The organism is Cytophagaceae bacterium ABcell3 (genome assembly GCA_030913385.1).
Lineage (GTDB): Bacteria > Bacteroidota > Bacteroidia > Cytophagales > Cytophagaceae > ABcell3.
Genome location: CP133159.1, coordinates 2,258,236 through 2,279,294 on the forward strand (window position 1 = coordinate 2,258,236; position 21,059 = coordinate 2,279,294).

Annotated in this window: 9 protein-coding genes; 4 read left to right on the forward strand and 5 right to left on the reverse strand. The window is 40.2% G+C overall.

Features of this window, described 5'->3' with window-relative positions; all coding sequences use genetic code 11:
* Positions 1-146: 146 nt before the first annotated feature.
* From RCC89_09080 to RCC89_09100, 5 genes are all read right to left on the reverse strand, one after another.
* A complete protein-coding gene (locus RCC89_09080) occupies positions 147-3,005 on the reverse strand; it encodes a T9SS type A sorting domain-containing protein (protein ID WMJ73315.1) in 2,859 nt (952 codons plus the stop codon).
* A gap of 248 nt (positions 3,006-3,253) precedes the next feature.
* Complete coding sequence (locus RCC89_09085; protein WMJ73316.1) at positions 3,254-3,406, reverse strand: hypothetical protein; 153 nt, start codon at positions 3,404-3,406, stop codon at positions 3,254-3,256.
* Positions 3,407-3,564: 158 nt separating this feature from the next.
* Positions 3,565-6,456 (reverse strand): T9SS type A sorting domain-containing protein, encoded by a 2,892-nt coding sequence (locus tag RCC89_09090; GenBank protein ID WMJ73317.1) that lies wholly within the window; start codon positions 6,454-6,456, stop codon positions 3,565-3,567.
* Between the two features lie 373 nt (positions 6,457-6,829).
* Entirely contained in the window at positions 6,830-9,745 is a 2,916-nt protein-coding gene (locus tag RCC89_09095) for a T9SS type A sorting domain-containing protein (protein WMJ73318.1), read from the reverse strand.
* A gap of 222 nt (positions 9,746-9,967) precedes the next feature.
* Positions 9,968-11,347: a T9SS type A sorting domain-containing protein gene (locus RCC89_09100; GenBank protein ID WMJ73319.1), complete on the reverse strand. Its 1,380-nt coding sequence runs from the start codon at positions 11,345-11,347 to the stop codon at positions 9,968-9,970.
* 884 nt (positions 11,348-12,231) lie between these two features.
* Here RCC89_09100 and RCC89_09105 point away from each other — a divergent pair.
* From RCC89_09105 to RCC89_09120, 4 genes are all read left to right on the forward strand, one after another.
* On the forward strand, positions 12,232-14,562 hold the full coding sequence (locus tag RCC89_09105) for a discoidin domain-containing protein (protein WMJ73320.1): 2,331 nt from the start codon (positions 12,232-12,234) through the stop codon (positions 14,560-14,562).
* Positions 14,563-15,135: 573 nt separating this feature from the next.
* On the forward strand, positions 15,136-17,442 hold the full coding sequence (locus RCC89_09110; protein WMJ73321.1) for a discoidin domain-containing protein: 2,307 nt from the start codon (positions 15,136-15,138) through the stop codon (positions 17,440-17,442).
* 416 nt (positions 17,443-17,858) lie between these two features.
* Complete coding sequence (locus RCC89_09115; protein WMJ73322.1) at positions 17,859-19,232, forward strand: right-handed parallel beta-helix repeat-containing protein; 1,374 nt, start codon at positions 17,859-17,861, stop codon at positions 19,230-19,232.
* A 259-nt stretch (positions 19,233-19,491) separates the two neighbouring features.
* Positions 19,492-20,793 carry a right-handed parallel beta-helix repeat-containing protein gene (locus RCC89_09120; protein WMJ73323.1) on the forward strand — a complete coding sequence of 434 codons (1,302 nt, stop codon included), beginning with the start codon at positions 19,492-19,494 and terminating at the stop codon, positions 20,791-20,793.
* Positions 20,794-21,059: the final 266 nt, after the last annotated feature.

Here is a 21,059-nt window from a genome sequence, read left to right on the forward strand (position 1 = left end):
GTTTACGTGCTTTTGTACATCTTAATGGGAATATCGGAGTATCTGCAGGAAATAAAAAAAAGCTGGCTTTCGATAGCCAGCTTCTTTTATTTGGACATTTGGTTAAAACTTTTTTCTTTTTTAGAAGCCTTAAAGCGCCTCCATATTTATTGCTTTTGGATTTTTACTGTTTCTATGATATCTCCCAGTTCGGTAATAATTTTTAGATAATACATACCTTTAGGAAGGGTTTCTGCATTAAATTCATACTCAGAATTGTTGAGCGTATGAACCTGGGCATTTTGCACAAGTTTTCCTGTTTGGTCAATTAATATAAACCTAACATTGCTCATTATATCCTTGTCGCCTTTTACCTTAAAAGTATTGTTAAATGGATTAGGGTAGGTGGTAATATTGTAATGATTGGCCACCGCTTCTTCTGTCGATGTAATTGCTTCCCCTTCATAGATGCGCATACTGGTCCACGTTGCTCCAAAAGGTTCAGCACCATCGGAAGTAGCAATAACACCCACCGCCAAAGCTTTTTCTTCTCCTTGAAGGCTTTCTAGTAAAGCTCCTTCTACTTTTATAGGCCCTCCTAACATATGTTCTTCTTCATCATCTATGGCATAAGATGCCTGAATAGTTCCTTCTGCAGGGTTTGCAGTTAAATATACTCTTAAGACATTGTTGGTAATGTCTATGTCATAGGTATGCCTTTCGTATTCGCCATTGTTCTCTACAACTACCTCCATCACCGGGTCTCCTTCATTGGCCGCAATTGCAACTTTAAAGTAGTTGTCTTGGTCGCCATTTCCGACATACATGCCCTGAGATTGGTTTCCTGAAGGCGAATTGCTAAAGTATGGGCCAATCATGTTTGCCTGTACCGTAAACATTGGGGTGCCATGATTGACATTGAGTCCAAATTGAAAAGCGTCTTTTTGATCATTTTGTCCACCTAATGCTGTTCCAGCCTGAACCTCTCTAATGGTAAATGCGCCAGCCGCGCCACCGGCTATATATCTGTCGCTGTCCATTTGGTCTAGGTAATCGGCTTGGTCGTTTTTCATCAGACCTGTAAACCCTAGTCCAAAAAAGCCTGTGCCGGGATTGTTATTGTACATAGGCCTTTCTACAGGTATGTGTGTGGAGTCGCCATTTGTTGCATCTCTTGCGAAGGCGTCGTTGATGTCCAGAATGCCATCGCTGTCATCATCTGGGTCGTTAAGGTCAGAAACACAGTTGCCATTAAAGTCGGAAGGGCGACTTGCTGCATTGCACGGATTGGTTTGGTTGTCTATTTCGTCATCGTTCATATAGCAGTCGCCATCCTCGTCTAATGCTGGATCATATTCAGCAGTACAGTTTGACAGTTCTGCTGGTTCGAAGAAAAATATTTTGTTTGATGCATAACCTACAGCCCAGATAGTGCCGGGAAAAGCATCCATGTCACCTTGCGAAGTAACATCTAGAAGTTTGTCTTCGGTGTAGCCTGTTATTAGCGGATCGTCTTCGTCAATACGGATATTGCCTTTTGCATTAAGCACATCAGTGCCATCTTCGCTTAACCGGATCATGTGAATGTGTCCGTGGTTGAAATTTGCAGCAAGGATATTACCTTGAAGTTCAAAGTCAAAATTAGAGGCTGTGTATTCGCACATACCATTGACAGACGCAGAGTTCCAGGTTAATAGTGCTGGGCTTTCCCCTTCGCCTGGTTGGTAGTATTCGCTTTCTACAGGATTGGCCATGCTGGGAGGAATAGGTGGCCAGTCCGATGGTAGAGGGTGTGCTCCGTCGGTGCTTGTTCTCCAATGGGCGTTGCTTAAGTCATCAATATCATCTGTGTGTGGGTGTGTAAACCATCCGGCTCCGGTAGGATTAGCTCGAATGGGACAAGGGTGTCCTCCGTAATATGATCCAGGATTATAGCTGTTTACATCTCCAATGTAGTGGAAGCCGTCATAGTTATTGACTGCAGGTACTCCTAAACTTGGGTTGTGTGTAGAACCAGGTTCGTCAGGGTCGTAGTCGTTGATGGCGTTTCCTGAGTTGTCATACATCGGGATACCTCCCCAACCTTGATTTGGACCATTGTCTATAGTATAGATTTTCCCTGATTGAGTTACCACCAGGTCGTATGGGTTTCTTAAACCAGTAGCATATAGTTGCACAGGTCCGCCTTCAACTATTTTTGCTTGGTTTAAACCATCGTTGCCGCCCCACGGGTCATTAATATCATTGCCATCAGCATCATTTTCCCTTTCTGGGTCATCTAACGTAGGCATATCATAAATGTAGGGATTTAAACCACCTGCGTCTTTAACCTCCATAGATTCGATCATGCCGAGGTCTAGCGAAATAATACAGGCGGACAGGGCGTATTCATTGCTGTAGGCAAAAAGCCTGGCAATACCTCCTGAATTGGTAAAGCCTCCTACTGTTACCAATAACTGATTGTTTGTCTCGTCCAGTTGCATGCCATTGACTGAATGGTTCTCTTCGGACCGTGGTAAGCCTCTTACAAGGTCTAATTTTTTCCATTCCCCACCTTCTTTGTAGAGTTTGGAAATTACTCCAGAGTTTGTGCAAAGGTGTACATCCCCTAAATCACCAGCACCCATTCTAGGGTCGCTGCTCCCAACATACATAATTGGGTTTTCGGCCGTTCCTGTCAAAAGGATACCTGTCACTTGCCTGGCAGTAACAGAAGGGTTAGGCTCCCCATCATCATCATGATTTGGGATATTTCGGACTACATTAATCGTCTCAATATTTGTGACATTAAATTCTCCCTGCCCGCTTTTCTCTATGGTGTAAACTTTTATATAACCATCTTGGCGAGCCACATAAAGTTTCCCGTCTGGGCCAAACTGAAGCGATGTTGGGTTGTCTATTTCCAAATCACCTTCAAGTTCACCGGAGATAAAGTTGTAATCCTGACTTTTGGCAGGAAAAACAAGGGTCAATGCTAAAAAGATCAATAGAAAAAATAACGTGTCTCTTGTGAAAATTTTTCTCATAGCTTTTGGTTGCTTTAGGTCTGAAAAATTAGTTAAAATGAGCAACCGGGCATGATGTGTTTTGTTTAATTAAGTTTCAAAAAATCAATGATGTGTCTTCCTCTTGTTGGTGTTTTCACCAACAAGCCATGCTGCCAGTAACAATTCCCCTCCACTTGTTGGTATTTTCACCAACAAGCTTGTCCCAAAAAAAATGGCAAAAGGGTAGGGGCTGTTTCTTGACCACGACATCATTAAATTAAAATATGTTACGCCCCTAATGGGGCTGAAATGAAGGTAAATATGTCTTCTACCGATATTTCGCCCTTAACAGGGCTATCCTCGCTCAGGTACGCCGTCAGGTCTGTTGACGCTGATGGGTATGTATTTTGCTCATTTAAATAGTTTTTTTGAAGTTTCATCCACTTGTTGGTGTTTTCACCAACAAGCAATGCTATCGGTAACAGTTACCTCTAGTTTATGTTTTCTCCAACCAGAAATGAGGTGTATCTAAGAGGTGTTCATGAAAAAGCCACAGAGAGTATTTCTGTGGCTTTTCTTTTTAAGCATGGAACTTGTTTTACTTAAGCTTTATAAGCTTTACTGTTTTATAAACTTTACCTTCAGGAGAAATCAGCTTAAGGTAATAGATTCCTGATGGTTCATTTGCCAAATTTATAGAAAATTCGTCTGCAAAAGCAGGTACATCTTCTTCTTTGACCAATGCTCCTACTTGGTTTACCACATTTACTTTAAAGAATGACAAACCTTCGTCCGGTGAAGGTTTAATATTAAATGTTCCTTCAAATGGATTAGGGTAAACCTTGATATAACTTTCTTCTTCTACTAAAGAAGAGATACTTGTAACATTGTCATGGTCTATTTTTATGTTTGCCAAAGTCGTCGAAAATGGAGTCCCGCCTCTTGATGTGGAAATAAATCCAATGGCGAGTGCTTCATCTGCACTTTCAAGAACTTCAAGGTTGCGTCCTTTGATATGAATAGGCTCTCCCAAATCCTGTCTATTGCTTTCATCTCCTATGGCATAAGCCGGTTGTACTACTTTTGCATCCGGGTGCACTTCTAGGAAAAGGTATAGTGTGGATGAAGGGATATCGTCAATGTCAAACATATACTCTTCAGGTTCGCCGCCGGTTTCATTGATCACCTGAATGCCACCATTTCCTTCATTGGCATGTAAGGCAATTTTTATGTAGTTGTCTTGATCGCCTGTGCCAATATAAATGCCTGTGGACATGTTTCCAGAAGGTATGGCATCGCCAAAACCTCCAAGTAGCTGCCCCTCTACCAAAAATGGAGATGTGTTTTTGTTAACGTTAATACCAAACTGGAACCCATTGTCTTGATTGTTAAGGTCTCCGTAGGCGTCTCCTTCGGTGACATTGTGTATGGTCAGCAAGCCGGCAGCACCTCCAGCTACAATGTCGTTGTTATCATATTGATCCAGGTAGTCGGTTTCTCCATTGATCATCCAACCTCTAAAACCAAGTCCTTGATAGCCTCTGCCTGGATCGTTGTTGTACATGGTATATTCCAAAGGTATGTGTACGTCCATTCCATTTAAAGAGTCCCTTGCAAAAGGATCGTCTACGTCATCTATCCCGTCGCTGTCATCGTCTGGATCATGCATATCAGACAAGAAATCTCTGTCATAATCAGGTGGAATACTACCTGGGTCACATGGGTTAGTATTATTGTCTTCTTCATCAGCATTGGCATAACCGTCGTTGTCGTCATCTAGGTCCCAGGTAACTTCACCGGTACACTCTATGTCTTCAACTGGTTCGAAAACCATAATTGCTTGGTCACTTTGCACACCTGCGTAGTTTGCTACCCATATCGTGCCGGGAAAAGGCCCATCGCTATCTTGTGCTGTAACATCTATACATTTTAAATCAGGAAATTCTGCCAAGACGTTTTCGGGGTCATCTTGGTTAATCTCATCATTATTGGCACCACGTGTATTTAATGCTTGATCCCCAGCTTCGTTGAGCTTTAGTCTAAAAACTTTGCTGACCCCAAAGCCTGCTGCAATGATATCCCCTTGTAGCGCCCCCCCAAAGTGATTGGTTTTGTACTCGCAGATTCCAGTAGTCGAGCTTTTTATGGTTACGAGTGACGGACTTTCTGCTGACCCTGGCGGAATGTACTGATTCTCGTCTGTGGCCATGCTTTCTGGTACTGGTGGCCAGTCTGAAGGTAATTCCCTAAAGTCATCTTCAGTGCCGTTCATCCAGCCGTGTTCTCCACCAGTATGAACGTTTCCTGTTGCTACATCAAGATGGTAAAGGCCTGCCCCGCTTGGATTTCCTCTTACTGGCACCGGATGTCCTCCATAAAATGAACCTGGCGTGTAATTATTTATATCACCTATGTAGAACAGAGGGTCATAGTTAATTACCGAATTAGATCCTGGCTCATTAGGGTCATATTGATTGGTGGCTTTGTCTCCATCCATAACAGGGGGGCCTCCCCAGCCGCCATTAGCAGCATTGTCTACTGTGTACATTTTTCCATCGTCTCTTATGAGTACATCATAAGGGTTTCTAAGACCACCGGCATATACCTGCACTGGTCCTTCTGGGTCTATAATGGCTTGGTTTAAACCGTTGTTTCCTCCAAAAGGGTCGTTTTCGTCCTGTCCATTTACATTAGGACGGGTGGGGTCGTCTAGTGTTGGTAGGTCGTATTTGTACTGGTTTACAGAACCCGCATCTTGTGTAGGCATACTTTCAACTGCATCTAGGTCTACTGAAAGTATACAGGCCGCAAGGGCATATTCAGTGCTGTATGCAAAATCTTTGGATACACCTCCTGCATTGGTCATGCCTCCAATACCCACAAATAGATAGGTTGTGCCATTAACTGTGGCCATTTGCAAACCATTAATAGAGTGGTTTTCTTCAGACCTAGGAATTCCCCGAACCAAGTCTAATTTTGTCCACTCACCGTTTTCAAGGGTTAATTTTGAAATAATCCCTGAGTTAGTACATAAGTTAATGTCGCCAGATGCACCCGCACCATGTCTGTCATCACTTGAGGTTACATAGAGTACAGGGTTCTCAGCCGTACCTTTTACTAATATACCTGTAACCTGGCGGAAATTTGTCCAAATATTATTAAACTCATGAGGTGTGCCGTCATCATCATGGTTAATGATGTGCCTGATAAGGTCAATCCTTTCTTCTTCTGTAACTCTATAATCTCCAGCCTCGTCTTTTTCTACTGTGTACCTGAAAATAAAGCCTTTTTGGTCTGCGACGTATAACTTCTCGTCCGGCCCAAATTGGATAGAGGTAGGGTTGACGAGTTGGTCTGTGCCTCCTGTAGGTACATCTTTAAGTTCAGAAACGCTAAAGGCTACATTTTGTGCTTTAACGCTCTGCAATGTCAATATAGTTAGGGCCAAAGCCAAATAGAGCTTGTTTCTACTTAGGTTTAGGTGTTTCATAATCTCTTCTTCTTTAAAAAACTGTTTTCATTTTACTGGAAAAAATCAATCCTGCTTAGTAATAATGCTTGCCTTTTCAGGGAAAAATTTCATAAACTTAGGGTTATGGCTGTTTATTTATTACTTGCCAATAATCCTATTTTTACTCGAGCTTTTGGATAACTCAGATATAGATTATAACAAAGTACCTATGTAGTTGTTTAGCTGAATTGCTAAGAAGTGAAGTAGGTTGTTTAGTTGTGTGAACTATATAAACTTTTTTGGATAGTTTATGTGTTTTTCTTTTTAGGTTTTAATGGGTGTTCTTCTTGGGGTATTGTGGTTTAAGCACAGATAGCCCCAATGGCTATCTGTGTTAAGTGAAATAAAGAGGCTACTCTATTTTAATTAATTTTGTGGATTGGTAAACTTCGCCACCTGGAGAAACGAGCTTCAGTATATAGATTCCAGCAGGTTGGTTGTTTAGGTTAAATGTCATGTCTTGGTTATAATTTAAGATTAAATCTTGCTGCTGTATAATGCTACCTATATTATTATATATTACAAAGTGGTAGCCTGGGTCAAGCGTGCTGGCATCAGTTTTAATTTTAAAAGAGTTGTTAAAAGGATTAGGGTATACTGTAAAGGTTTTATTGTTAAGTACGAGCGGTTTGGTGCCAGTTATGTTACCCTTTCTGACCCTGAAATTGTCCCAGCTAGCACCGAAAGTTCTGTCCGCTCCTCTGGAGGTGGCAATAACACCTGTGGCCAAGGATTGGTCGCTTTGAAGGGCTTCGAGGGTTTTTCCTTTTAATTGTATGGGGTCGCCAGCGTTCGCAATATTGGTTGAGTCGTCTATGGCATATGCAGGTTGCACAAGGCCTGTTGAAGGTTCTATTTCAAGATAGAAGAAAACAGTATTTTCAGGGTAGAATTCAATGTCTAACTGTTTTAGCTCGTACATACCTTCATTTTCATGCACTATTTCAATGCCTCCATTACCTTCATTGGCGTTTAGTGCTATTTTTAGATAATTATCTTGATCGCCGGTGCCAATAAATATTCCTTGTGACATATGGCCAGAAGGGGATATGCCACCAAAAAACGGTCTCATAATCCAAGAGTCAACGGTAAACTTTTCTGTGCTTTTATTGACACTTATTCCAAACTGGAATGCATTTTCCTGATTGTTCCTGTCTCCTAATGCGTCACCCTCAGAAACATCTACTATCGTGAAAACACCTGGAGCGCCCCCTGGGATTAGGTTTCTAGGGTTAAACTGTTCAAGGTAATCTGTTTCGTTGTTGATCATTAATCCTGTAAAACCCAGTCCGAAAAAACCAGTACCCGGATTGTTGTTGAACATGGTGTAGTTTAAGGGTATTCTTGTTGTGTCACCATTGTGCTTATCTCTGGCAAAGGCATCGTTGATGTCAAGAATGCCATCGCTGTCATCATCCGGATCGTTCAAGTCCGAAAGACAGTCGTTGTCAAAATCACTGGGTCGGCTTGCTGCTGAGCAAGGGTTGGTACGGTTATCTTCTTCATCTGCATTGGAGTAGCAGTCGTTGTCATCGTCCATTGTCCAGCTATATTCATTGGTGCAAACAAAATTTTCTTCCGGTTCAAAAACCATGATTTGGTTGTTGCCTGAAGCATGCCCATTGTAATTGGCCACCCATATAGTACCCGGAAAAATATCGCCATCACCTTGGGCTGTAATGTCCAGCGGGCGACTGTTGGCCCCTAAGCCAAAGATGATATTATCTCTATCGTTTTCATCAATCTCCTTTCTGTATTTTCCATCAAATGGCGAGTCCCAAGTAGTGTTCAGCGCTTGGTCGCCTTGTGCATTAAGCATGACCCTATATACGTTGCCGTTATTGTAGCCTACTGTGAGGAGGTTTCCTTGCATGGCTCCATTGAAATTGGTGGCGGTATATTCGCATATTCCGTTGGTAGAGGTTTTAAATACGATCAAGGCAGGATGGTCTCCTTCTCCTGGGTTCAGGAAAAGATTTTCATTGGTTGTCAAAGATTCAGGAAAGGGCGGCCAATCTGTGGGAAGTGGTTTGTCTCCGGAAATAGATGTTCTCCAAAAACCTTCTTGTTTATGCCAATCATGAGTGTATAAACCAGCGCCAGCAGGGTTAGCACGAATGGGGTGGGGGTGGCCACCGTAAAAAGTTCCTGGCGTATACGTCTCAATATTGCCAATAAATTGTAAGGGGTCATGGTTGTTTACTACTGGTTGACCAGAGGGCGTAGTGGCAGGGGCAGAGCCTGGTTCATCTGGATTGTAACGGTTGATGGCTTTGTTGTTTTCGTCAAGATCCGGGTAGCCGCCCCATAGTCGGTTGGCTGCATTGTCTACCGTGTACATATTGCCATTTTCAGTTATTACCAAATCATAAGGATTGCGTAAGCCCGTGGCGTAAACCTGTACCGGACCTCCTTCTTCTATTTTTGCCATATTGAGGCCATCATTTCCGCCCCAAGGATCATTGATATCCGATCCATCGGCCCTATTTTCACGGGTAGGATCATCAAGGGTAGGGAGATCATATTTGTAAGGATGGTTCGAGTCTTGACCTTTGAGGGGCATGGCCTCAATGGCCTCCAAATCGACGGACAGTATGCATGCTGCCAGGGCATATTCGCTACTGTATACAAAAGTTCTTGATATGCCACCTGCATTGGTCATGCCTCCAACAGCCACAAAAAGAATGTCTTTGCCATTGAGCGTAGCCATTTGTAGACCGTTGATGGAGTGGTTTTCTTCTGAGCGCGGTATTCCTCTTACCAAATCTACTTTTTTCCACTGCCCGCCATCTTTATAAAGCTTGGAAATGACTCCTGAGTTGGTGCATAGGTTGCGGTCTCCTGCCGCACCGCCACCGTGCCACGGGTCGCTTGATGTTACATAAAGTATAGGGTTGTCAGGTGTTCCTTTAACTAATATACCCGTTACCTGTCTGTTGTTGGTGTTAATATTGTAATCTCTAGGGCTTCCGTCGTCATAGTGGTTGGGTATGTGTCTCACCAAAAATAGATCTTCTACATTTTCTGTTTCATAGTCTCCTGGTCCATTTCGTTTGATCGTTAATATTTTGATAATTCCATTTTGTTGTGAAACATATAGTTTACCATCAGGGCCAAACTGTAAAGAAGTTGGATTAATAACATTGGCGTTTGAAAGCGTATCAATGTTAAATGACAGGTTCTGGGCGAAGGATAATTCCTGAACAGTCACCAATAAAGTGATTGCTGCCAAGAATAAAAGCTGTTTTGCTGCTAGTCTTAGTTTCATGGTGAAAAAATTAGATTGTTATAAGCTGGTTGAGCATGTACAACCTAATCTATTTTCACATGTTTATTTTTGGAGGGGTATTTTTTACATAAGATTATTTAGGGGCTTGCTGGAAAATGCATAAGTACATTGCTCCTTATGATGAAATCTATCGCGTAATCCAGATTAAAAAAGCCCGGACTTTTAAAGGTAATCCGGGCTTTTTTTTTATAAGCTTATATGTTATTGCTTAACAATTTTATACATTTCATATATCTCTCCATGGTTGCCAATAACTTTTAGGTAATGCATGCCTTTGGCTAATCCTGAAAGGTTAATGTTGCCCGTGGAACCCGAATGGTTGCTGACAGACTCCAAACGCCCATCTGGAGAATAGACCTCTACAGTAAATCCTTGTCCACCGGATAGTTCAATGTTTATGTTGTCCACAGCAGGGTTAGGGAAAATATTTAGTGGGCTGTCAGGGGTATTGGCCTGTATGGCTGTTACCTCTCCTTCGTCTTCATCTTCATCAGGTTCTGGTTCTATAAGGTCTTCTGTCATGGAAAATTCAATAACCTCGAGTGTTAATGCTTCATTTTCAGAATCGACATTTCCTCCTCGGCGGCTACTGCCAGCTACTATATAAACTTTGTCATTATAAACAGCTGCTTGGGTTCCATGTCTTCCAGTATTTAAAGAAGGAAGTTCTCTCCATTCTTCGGATTCTATGTGGAATGCTTCTACTTCATTGTGTGCATAAGGGCCACCATCTGGAGCACTTTCTTGGTGCGGGCCTTCTCCTCCTAACACTACAATTTCATTTCCTACAGTCACTGTGGCTGTTCCAGCCCTGTCTGTTATAATGGGATTTTCTGTAGTAGTCCATTCGTCTGTACTAAAATCATAGATATCAACCTCTGGAATGGTAAAAATAAATACCCCTCCTGGTTCCGGGTCATCTTGCTTGCTGAGTCTGCCGCCGGCAGCCACCAGTTTTCCGCCAGCTATAGCCGCATGGAAGTGGTCTCTGGCTCTTGGGGCATCAGGAAGTTCCCGCCATTCGCCTGTTTGAGGGTCAAACTCATCAAACCATTCAACGTGTCCGTCAATATGTCCGTTTTGAATACCTGCGACAATGTAAATTTTTCCATTATACACGACTGCGCCTGCCGACCCTCTGCGACGGTGTGCTGGTATTTCTGGGCCGTCGCTCCATGTATCTGTTTCGGTATCATAAATATAAACATTGGGAGTTGGAACTTCAGCTCCATCTACAATGTCAAACCCACAAATGGCATAAATTTTGGAACCTACGGCTACTGCTTGAAAGTGATGTATTTGGGAAGCGCTTATATCTTGATATCCCGTTGCCCCGGTTGTCCAGGTGTCAGTTTCTGGGTCATAAATCTCAACCGGTTGTGGTCCCCGGCCTCCTAAGAGGTAAAGTTTGCCATTAACTTCTACAAACGCATTTTCATGTCGGTGTGAAATTTCATTTTCTGTAAGCTGGGTTTCGTCCCAGTTCCCAAATTCTGACTGTGCTAGTGCTGTTCCTGTAGTTGCTGATAAAACAATAAATAAAAATTTTCGAAAAAGCGACGTATAGTTTGTTTGCATCATTTTTAAGGTTGTTTAAGGTTTGCAAATACATTTAACCAACAGGCCAAATGATAGATTGTTATCATTTTTTTTTTTTTAAACTTGCTTTAAAACGCTTGTTGTAACTATGTTGCAATATTCTTGTAGTTCTAAACGAATGTGTTTAGCAGGATACAGTTTTTTGGAGTGCCCATAGTAACTTTCTTTTAGAGTGACAGTGGAGGCAGAGCATGAGGTATAGAGTGTCAGGTTTTTATTCATAAGAAGCTAGTATTGTTCTTCAGGTTTATATATTTCAGTAAAATTGGCTTACTTAATTCTGTCTCATAAATAACATTCCGTATATCGGTGGCTTGCCCCCTTATTTACTTCATCTGGAATTTGTCATGAGGGGTAAAAGAAAAAAACGCCATTTTTGTGCCGTAAAGCATTGCTATGGTAAGGATAAATGTGCGGGAGCCAGTTGAATTGAAAATGTATTAGTAGACTTAACCTCATATTCTGGGCTTAATGATCCGTATGATTTTTGCCACTCATTTCCTTTAATTTTAATTTAATCTCTTAATAAATATTTAATAATTCTAAGATTCTTTACATGCTTTAATATAAATTTTTTCTTGGATTAAAAATAAGTTAAATCGGCAGGCGTTAATTGAGTGCTTTCCTTAAATGATCTTATGATATAAACTGTACTCAGGTAGTAATTAATTTTAAATCAATACCTTATACTTTATTGGTCTGTCTTGGGGTCCTCATTATTGGTTAAAAAACAATTAAAAGAAAACCTTACATGAGTTTGTCTGGGAGGCTCAAAAACAGTCTCTCCACGTCGGAACTAAGCCAGAAAAGATTTTGTATGGGATTGAAACCTTTTAATCAAAATTTAATAAATCAAAGGAACAATCATGAAACGTAACAACCTGAGATTACTAGTTGTGATTATTTGCGTATCCATATCGGGTATGTTTTCACAATGTAAAAAGAAAGAGAAGGAGCTTCCTTCTTCTTCAGGAGAAAAAACTGCTAGCCAGAAGGCAGCTCCCCCTACATGTACCCACACTATATCGCGCGACCAAACTGTAGTGGATGGAGGCGATTTTGAGCCGGGTAGTGTTATTTGCCTGGAAGGTGGTACCCGAAGAGCTTTATTGTTGAGAAACTTTAAAGGAACCGCCTCAAACCCTATTACCTTTATTAATGAAGGAAAAGTTGTTATTAAGCTTAGTGCTGCCAGTTCTTACGGAATTAACTTTGCTAATTGTGCATATGTTAAATTAACAGGAACAGGAGCTCCTGAACACGACAGGGGAATAGAAATTGACGGACCGCACCTTGGTATTACTGCAGGAAACCTTAGTACTAATGTGGAACTAGAGTTTCTTGAAATTCATAATATTGGTTTTGCTGGTATTATGGCCAAGACTGACCCAAGCTGTGACCCTGCAACATGGAGGGAAAACTACACAATGAAAGACCTTCGTATTCATGATTGCCATATTTATGATACTAAAGGAGAGGGTATTTATGTAGGAAACTCATTTTATGCCAATGGTCGTAGCTTAGGCTGCGGGAGTGTTCTTCCCCATGATATTCATGGAGTGAGAATCTACAATAATAAAGTATGGAATTCTGGCTGGGAAGGAATCCAGGTAGGTTGTGCCACACAAGACTGCGAAATTTTCAACAATACGGTTGAAAACTATGGTATGACTAACACTAGGGCGCAGAACAATGGTGTTCAGATAGGTGAAGGTACTACAGGTAAGTTTTATAATAACTTTATCAGAAAGGGTACCGGTAATGGTCTGATCGTTCTTGCTCAAGGCGATAACTACATCTTTAACAATGTTATTGTAGACGCCGGTGAGTTGGGTATCTTTTGTGATGCCAGAGGTACGACGCCTGGTTCAGACTTTGCATTCATTAACAACACGATCATTAACCCTGCAATTGCTGGTATATGGCAGTACAGTAATGTGACTAACAACAAGTTTTATAACAACATCGTAGCGGGTACCAATTCTTTTACGCTATATCGTAACGGTGCCAGCTCTGATGAGAGAAACAATCTTTTTGTTCAGGACGTTTCTGAAGTGCAGTTCCAGAATGCTAGGTCTCATGATTACAGGCTGAAAGCAGGTTCTCCTGCAATCGATCAAGGTATGGATGTAAGCTCGTACGGTATTAACTTCGACTTTACCAATAATGGAAGACCGTATGGAAATGGCTTTGATATAGGTGCTTTTGAATATACTTCTGGCGGAAGTTCTTCTCCTTCTCCTGCGCCAACTCCTCCAGGAAGCGGTGGCACTGAAGTGGATGGTATCACTGTAACAGCTAGCTCTCACCAGGATCCTAATAGGCCTGCCAATACATTGGACGGTAATCTTAGCACAAGATGGTCTGCTAATGGCGATGGTCAGTGGATTAAGTATAACTTAGGTGAAATCAGGAATGTAAGTGCTGTAGATATTTCATTCTTTAATGGAGACCAGCGTAAGTCTATGTTTGACATTGAGGTATCTGTAGATGGTCAAAACTGGATTAAAGTTTACTCTGGATCTTCTTCAGGTACTACTACGCAGCCAGAAACTTTCGAATTTGCTGATGCTCAAGCTAAGTATGTTAGAATTACTGGTAGAGGTAATACTGATAGTGGCTGGAACAGTTATACGTCTGTGCGTATTCACGACGAGTCATCTTCTACGCCTGATCCTTCAGACCCTAAAGACCCTAAAGATCCTTCAGATCCGACAAATCCTTCAGATCCAGAAGGGCCAAATGCTCGCTCTTTTGCACCGGTAAGTGATGCTTATATTGATGCAAACAACAGAACCATCAACAACAATACCTTGCAGGTGGGGCCGGGAAGAAATACTGTATATATAAAGTATGATGTGAAGGATATCAACCCTGGCCAAATCAAGAAAGCTAAAATACAAATGAAGGTTACTAACACCAATGCAGGAGGCGCCATTAATGTGAGCAGAGGTAGCCATAACAACTGGGATGAGAATTCTTTGAGAACAAGCAATAGGCCATTGGCAGTTGAGTTGCTTTCTACCTTAAACCAAAGGTTTACTGAAAACGGAGTATATGAGTTTGATGTGACTGATGCAATTAAAGGTGATGGTACTTATACTTTCTTGCTAGAGCTTGAAAGAGGTGTAGGTGCAAGACACACGACCTTTAGTTCTAAAGAAGGTGTGCAGGCTCCTAAGCTGATAATTGAATAAGGTTTTTAATTAATTTAATTTTAATTGGGGAGTCCTTGATAAAGGGCTCCCTTTTTTACGAAAAATCCTGATATTTTTTTTAAGTTGTTTTAAACCAATAGGTTTGGTTGTTTTTCTTATGCTGTAATGTAAATTGTATCTTGAATGGCTCTTTATTATATTTTGTTCTTTGACCACTATTTTCTCTGGTTTTGTTAAAATATGCTATAGGAAAAGGGACTTATTTAAAGAAAATTAACCTTACTTTAATGTTGTTTTTTATACATGAGCTGGAAAAAATAATTGGCTAATATAAAATATAGAGAATCCCGTATCGTTTGTTTTCGCATCTTTTTTCTTTTTTCGTAGTCTATTAGATTGATATTTTTTGGTAACTTTCTTGTTTACAGTTTTTTGTGTTTTGTGTCGTCCTTTCTTGTTAACACCTATAAGTAAAATATCCCTCTACGAGAACCTTACATGATTGGCTGTAAGGGAATGAAAAGTTTCTTATGCAGCAGGAACCTTGCTTGATTTGATTTTGTATGGGATTGAAACCTTTTAATTCAAATTTAATCAACTAAAGGAATCCGCATGAAACCAAACAACTTGAAATTTTTCTTTGTAATTATGCTGCTGTCGACTACAGGCATATTTACGCAGTGTAAGAAGAAAGAAAAGGATCAATTGCCCTCTTCTTCTGATAAGCTATCTGTTCAACAGGTGGAAACGTCGTGCACGCATACGATTAGTGCAAACGAGACGATTTTAGACGGTAGCGAGTTTGAGCCAGGTAGTGTAATATGCATTGAAGGAGGAAGAAGGGGAGCGCTTTTGTTAAGAAACTTTAATGGCACATCTGCCGAACCTATTGTTTTTATTAATAAAGGCAAAGTGGAGTTCAAGCTTAATAGCAATAATGCTTACGGTATCAAAACTGAAGAGTGTGCTTTTCTTAAATTTTCCGGATCAGGTAGCCCTGAATATGAACGTGGTATAGAAATAGATGGACCACATATTGGAATGGCTATAGAAAGAATGTCTACCAATATAGAAATCGAGTTTATGGAAATTCACAATATTGGTTTTGCCGGTATAATGGCTAAAACAGATCCTAGTTGTGATCCTGCTACTTGGAGAGAGAATTTTACAATGAAAGATCTCCGGATCCACGATTGTCATATCTATGAAACCAAAGGAGAAGGTATTTATGTAGGAAACTCTTTTTATGTAAATGGCCGTAATTTAGGCTGTGGAAGTATTCTTCCGCACGCTATCCATGGTGTAAGGGTGTATAATAACAAAGTTTGGAACTCAGGTTGGGAAGGAATTCAGGTAGGTTGTGCTACAGAGGATTGCGAAATTTACAACAACTCTGTTGAGAATTATGGACTTACCAATACTAGGGCGCAAAACAACGGTATTCAGATAGGTGAAGGAACCTCTGGTAAAATGTACAACAATATTATCAGGAAAGGTACCGGAAATGGTCTTATCGTATTGGCAAGGGGAAATAACTATATCTATAACAACATTATTATAGATGCTGGTGACTTAGGTATTTTTTGTGATGCAAGGGGCAGTTTGCCAAACTCTGAGTTCGCATTTATAAATAACACCATTATTAATCCTAAAACTGCAGGTATCTGGCAGTACAGTACCACTACAAAAAATACGTTCTATAATAATATTGTAGCAGGTACTACTAGTTTCACCCACTACCGTAGTGGTGCAGAGGCTGATGAGCAGAATAACCTTTTCCTTGAAAATGCTGCTGATGTGAAATTTACCAGCTTATCTACTCGTGACTTTAGCCTTAAAGCCGAATCTCCTGCCGTAGACGGTGGTAAAGATGTGTCTTCTTATGGAATCAACTTTGACTTTGAAAATAATAGACGTCCATATGGTAATGGTTATGACATAGGTGCTTACGAGTTTAATAGTGGTAGCGGTTTCCCAGATGATGAGGTTGCCGTACCAGCGCCAGGTGAAGTTGTTGGCGATGTTAAAGTAAGTGCTAGTTCTTACCAAGAACCTTATAGGCCTGAAAATACGCTTGACGGTAACTTGCAAACCAGGTGGGCTGCATCAGGTGTAGGAGCGTGGATCAAGTATGAATTTCAGAATGTCCAGAATGTAAATACCGTTTCAATAGCGTTTTTTGAAGGTGAAAAGCACCAATATGCTTTTGATATTGAAGTGTCTATGGATGATGTCAACTGGATCAGCGTATATACAGGACAAAGTTCTGGTACTTCAGGTGAGGTAGAAAGCTTTAGTTTCCCTGACGCACAGGCAAAATTTGTGAGAATAACTGGGAAAGGTAGCAATGATAACAACTGGAACAGCTTTACTTCTGTAAAGATCTCTGACGAGGATGAAATGTCTCAGCCGCCGTTGCCAGGGGAGCCAAAAGACTCTCTTAATGCTGAGCCTGAAAAACCTTCTTTTGCTTTTGAGACTACCAATGACCTTTTCATTGATGCTAACAACAGAGCACTGAACAATAACTTTTTACAAGTTGGGCCTGGAAGAAATACTGTTTACCTAATGTTTGATGTGGACAATGTTGACCTTTCTAAGATCAAAAAGGCTAAACTTCAACTTCAGGTGACTGATAACAGGGGTGGTGGTGTCATTAACATCAGTAATGGTAGCCATAGTAACTGGGACGAAAATACATTGGAATTTAGTAGAAGGCCTTTAGGGACCAATGTTGTGGCTAGACATAACACAAGACAGGGAAAAGCAGGTGATGTTATTGAGGTAGATGTTTCTAATGCAATTACTCAGGAAGGTGCTTATACTTTTGTAATAGAGCTTGAGAATACTGTTGGTGTAAGGCAAATATCTTTTAGTTCTAAAGAAGGTAGTTTTGCTCCTAAGCTTGTTCTCGAATAGTAAAATAGGATAAGAAACTTATATTGTTAAAAAGCGGAGTTGTATGGCTTCGCTTTTTTTATTGTGTCTGGGCAAGTGAAATTTAAAAGTTTTACTTACCTCATTTTTGGGAAAACTAACCTCGATAATAGGCATAAAAGGTCTTTTAAATCCCATTTTTTTGAGAAATAAGGACGGTTTAGTATAAGTATTTGCAAAGGTGGTTTTGGGTTTATGTGCTTATTATTAGGTGTTTATTGTTTATTGACTGTTTGGCTTGTTGCTTTTGTATTGTTTTTCTTACATGTTATTTTTTTTATGAGTGAGTAAGTGAATAATGGTTATCGAACCAGCATTATTTAAAAATTGTCTGTTTTGAATAATGAGAAATTTCTGGCTAACCCAATGTCAGGATATTGTTCACCAAAAAAATAAACATGATTCGAAAAAAATCAGCATTTCAAACCTCTTTGTCGGTATTAGCCTTGGCTTTTGCTGTGACATTTTCGCAATGTAAGAAAAAAGAAGACGAAATTAATCCACAGGGATCTCAACGTGTATCTGTTGATGATGAGCCAGACATGTCTATGGCAGATGTGGATTATGTAATTAGTAAAGGTGAAACTGTGGTTGACAATGACGAATTGGATCTTCCGGCTGGTAGTGTAATCGTAATTGAGTCTGGAACCCGAGGGCCTTTGTTGATAAGGAACTTCAATGGCAATGACGGTGGTAAGTATAAGTTTGTTAATGCCGGGGGAGCAGTAGAGTTTCAAGTTCCCAAATCCAACGCATACTCTATTAAAGTGGAAAATAGTACTTTTTTTAGTATATCAGGAAATGGAGGTGCTGACGAATATGGGATTAGGGTTAATGGAGGTAATAATGGCCTGCAAATTGATGACCTTAGTTCCAATTTTACGGTAAACAACCTTGAAATTTACAATTGTGGCTTTGCCGGAATTATGGCCAAAACTGACCCTCGCTGTGATGGTTCTGCCAACAGGGGCGAGTTTACAATGAAAGATGTGCATTTGTTTAACAACTATATACATGATGTAGAAGGTGAAGGGTTTTATATTGGCAATAGCTTCTATGCAGGATGGACTGGAAACAATAATTGCTCTGGCTCAGAACTGTTCCCTCATGATATACATGGTCTAAGGCTGCATGACAATATCGTGCAAAACACTGGATGGGATGGGATTCAGGTAGGTTGTGCTTCTATGGACACTGAAATCTACAACAACGTAGTGGACAACTATGGTTATAAAGGAGAACCTGTGCACAGTAATGGTATTCAGCTAGGGGAAGGTACTACTGGTAAATGCTATAACAACACTATTAGAAACGGCCGAGGTAATGGTATTATCTTGTTAGGATTGGGCGATAACCAAGTCTATAACAATTTAATTGTTAACCCTGAGGAGCGAGGTGCTTTTGCAGACAGTAGATATACCAATCAAGGATCTGACTTCGCTTTTTATAACAACACGATCGTTAACCCAGGCTCAGAAGGTATCCTGATTTACAGTACAGTAACCAATAACCAAGCTTATAACAATATTATTGTTGGAACTGATAAGTATGTTGAGTTTGGTAATGGGGCCGAGGGTGAAGAGAAAAACAATTTTGAAAGCGAGAATATTGAAGATGCACAGTTTGTTAATGCAGCAAGTGGCGATTTTAGACTTGATGAAAACTCCCCTTGCATCAACGGAGGTGTTAATTTATCATATTTTAGATATGATTTGGATGAGAATATGAGGCCAAACGGAACCTCGTTCGATATAGGAGCTTTTGAACACTAAGTCTTTTAGGACTATAAAATGTAAGGTAAGGGATATGCTTTTGTTTATTTCCTGCTTATGAAGGAGTGAAATAAAAATTGCAAAAGGTAGGAACTAAGCCATACAATAGTAGTGTTATGGAGCTATAACTTCCGAATTTTTATGACTTGTAAATAAAAGCCCACCTAAGTCCTCAGGTGGGTTTTCTCTTTTATACTTAGGGATGTAGGTAACAAAACTGGCTGTTTTTGTCTTTATTAAGGTAAAAAAAGCAGATACTATGAAGACCTTATTTTTAAACCTCTTGTTTGTTATATTTTTTATTTCTGAAGTTCAAGCTGAAAGTCATTTGATTCCTGTTCATCAAGATTTTGTTGATGGAGATAAACTTCGTGTATTGCCAGGCGATACACTGCTAATAGAAGCAGGTGAGCGTCGTTTTCTGCAAATAAGAAATATATCAGGCAATGAACGGGAGCCAATAGTGGTTATGAACCATAGCGGTGCAGTCATTATAGATGATGATGCCCACTACTATGGGCTCTATTTGTCAAATTGTAGTTTTTTTAAATTAACTGGTTCGGGTAAAGTAAAAGGGTCTGACTATGGCTTTCAAATCAGGAGTACAGGGCCTAAAGCAAATGGATTAAGTGTTGATGGGGGAAGTACTGACTTTGAAATAGAGTTTGTGGAGGTGAAAAATGCAGGTTTTGCCGGTATAATGGCTAAGTCTGACCCTGATTGCGATGAGGAATATACCAAGGATAATTTTGTTATGAAAAATGTTAGCATACATGACAATTATATCCACCACTCCAAAGGTGAAGGCATTTATATAGGAAATTCATTTTATGGAGGATGGGATAGGAACCAAAACTGTCCGGGTAAAACCCTTTTTCCACATGAGATACATAATCTGAAGGTCTTTAATAATAAAGTTGAACATGTTGGTTGGGATGGCATTCAGGTAGGTTGTGCCACTGAAGAAGTATATATATACGATAATTTGGTTATTAAGTATGGGCTTAAAGCTGAAAAATACCAAAGCAACGGGATTCAGGTAGGAGAGGGCACCCGTGGGGTGGTGGCAGGAAATGTAGTTGCTGAAGGTAAAGGGAATGGTATGATCATTTTAGGCAAGGGGGAAAATCTTTTGATCAATAACCTGCTTATAAAACCTGGAGAAAATGGCTTTTTTTGTGATAGCAGGATAACTGACAAGGGAAGTGAGTTTGTGTTTGCCAATAATACCATTGTAGAACCTGCCCAAACGGGTTTTATGATTTACAGTAAAATTACTGATAATAAATTGGTTAATAATATTGTGATAAGCAACAATGATGAAAAGCCATTTGTTGATACCTTGAGTGGAGATGTGCCTCTTTTTGAGGAAAGCAACTTGTTTTTAATGGATAAGAAAAATAATGGAATTGCTATAGACCATAACTTTTCTTATAGTTTAAGTAAAAAATCCCCTGCTTATGGGAATGGACAAGATATATCTCATCTCATTGAAAAATATGGCTGTCAGTTTATCCTAAACGAGTTAAAGGATTTTCATCAAGGGTATTTGGGCAATTAAATGTTTGTCCAGCTTAAGTTTTACTCAGTATGTTGCTGAAAATATTGCAAGTATTTGATATGTAAATGCTTGTAATGTTTTATAATGTATGGTTGAAAGGGGGCGGTAATGATAAGTTTCATCCCGTGGACTCGCTACAATACATATTGTTGTATACCGTCCCCCTCTGAATATTCCTGTCCTGCAAGTTTTTATATAAGTCCTTTTGTTTGTGTTTTCTAAAAGAAAAAACGTTTACTAAGACGCCTTGTCTTGCGAGCAAGGCG

Bases quoted from the DNA above. Each gene is read 5' to 3' on its own strand.
- RCC89_09080 (WMJ73315.1), bottom strand. From the start codon at position 3,005: ATGAGAAAAATTTTCACAAGAGACACGTTATTTTTTCTATTGATCTTT.
- RCC89_09100 (WMJ73319.1), bottom strand. From the start codon at position 11,347: ATGATGCAAACAAACTATACGTCGCTTTTTCGAAAATTTTTATTTATT.
- RCC89_09085 (WMJ73316.1), bottom strand. From the start codon at position 3,406: ATGAAACTTCAAAAAAACTATTTAAATGAGCAAAATACATACCCATCA.
- RCC89_09115 (WMJ73322.1), top strand. From the start codon at position 17,859: ATGATTCGAAAAAAATCAGCATTTCAAACCTCTTTGTCGGTATTAGCC.
- RCC89_09110 (WMJ73321.1), top strand. From the start codon at position 15,136: ATGAAACCAAACAACTTGAAATTTTTCTTTGTAATTATGCTGCTGTCG.
- RCC89_09090 (WMJ73317.1), bottom strand. From the start codon at position 6,456: ATGAAACACCTAAACCTAAGTAGAAACAAGCTCTATTTGGCTTTGGCC.
- RCC89_09120 (WMJ73323.1), top strand. From the start codon at position 19,492: ATGAAGACCTTATTTTTAAACCTCTTGTTTGTTATATTTTTTATTTCT.
- RCC89_09095 (WMJ73318.1), bottom strand. From the start codon at position 9,745: ATGAAACTAAGACTAGCAGCAAAACAGCTTTTATTCTTGGCAGCAATC.
- RCC89_09105 (WMJ73320.1), top strand. From the start codon at position 12,232: ATGAAACGTAACAACCTGAGATTACTAGTTGTGATTATTTGCGTATCC.